This window comes from Vibrio sp. 10N.222.49.A3, from assembly GCF_041475145.1.
Lineage (GTDB): Bacteria > Pseudomonadota > Gammaproteobacteria > Enterobacterales > Vibrionaceae > Vibrio > Vibrio tasmaniensis_A.
Window position 1 is genome coordinate 5051 of the sequence record NZ_JBFRVM010000190.1, and the last position, 1055, is coordinate 6105.

Below are 1055 nucleotides of genomic sequence, written 5' to 3' on the forward strand. Positions count from 1 at the left end.
CGCTCAATCACGCTCTCGACGCCAAAATCAGGCGAGGTCGATGTCCAAATCGCCCCTAAGCTGGTGGTTGCCAACATCGCTATAACGGTTTGTGGCAGGTAGGGCGTATATGCAGCAACTATATCACCTTGCCCCACGCCGCTATCGACAAGCCATTGTTGAACGCTAGATACTTCCTCACGCAAGGTTTTCCATGTGTAGCTTTGCTGTTCGCCACGTTCGTTCTCAAACCAAATCGCAAGCTCGTTTGGCAACGTTTTTGCTGAATGTAGTAAGTTTTCGGCGTAGTTCACTTGAGCATTCGGAAACCAGACCGCATCGCGATTCGATTTCGGTTGCTGCCAGCGGCTCTCGCCTTGAGTTTTGATGTGATCGCTTTCTGCCTTGTTTATACTGTCTTGCGAACCCACCATTCCACAAAACTGCCACACGTTATGCCAAAACGACTCCGGCTGCTCCACAGACCATTGATGAAGCTCCGTGTAGTTTTTCAATTTCCGCTCGAATACGTCCTGCTGATCGAGGTTGTCCATAAATCGGGTTACGTTGGCGTGTGCGATACGCTGGTCACTGGGTTGCCAAATTGGCTTATTGCTCTCGTGCATTCCTTTACCTTTAACAAAAAGTTAACGATTTCAGTCTGGTATTTAGGATTTACAAAGTCAAAAGATCAGCAAAATAAGGGGTTGTTGGAATTGTGTGAATAAAATGTTACACGAACATCCGTTTCGAAAAATCGTGCAAATTGGCGGATATAAGGAGTGGAGATAGGCTTAAAGTGAGACATTCGAAAGGAGGTGTGTAATGACTCAATATCATTCTAAGCCCGTGAGCCAAGAGGGATGGGTTGAGTGGAGCCTCGAAGAAGACGCTATTTGGCACGACTTAGTGAAAAGGCAACTGGACGTCATTAATGACCGCGCATGCGATGCTTATTTGCACGGTCTGACCTTGCTGGATCTGCCATTAGACAGAGTTCCCCAGCTGCCAGAGATAAACAAAGTGCTAATGGAAACAACAGGTTGGCAAGTTCAGCCTGTGCCTGCATTGATCGA

At 47.3% G+C, this 1055-nt stretch carries 1 protein-coding gene and 1 pseudogene; one reads left to right on the top strand and one right to left on the bottom strand.

The annotated features are described in order from the left end of the window. Positions 1-605: AMP-binding protein (locus AB4589_RS22320; protein WP_372101701.1), on the bottom strand; the 605-nt coding region annotated here is incomplete at its 3' end. 199 nt (positions 606-804) lie between these two features. Here AB4589_RS22320 and phhA point away from each other — a divergent pair. Continuing rightward, a pseudogene (gene phhA, locus AB4589_RS22325) lies at positions 805-1055 on the top strand (phenylalanine 4-monooxygenase); the annotation flags it as partial.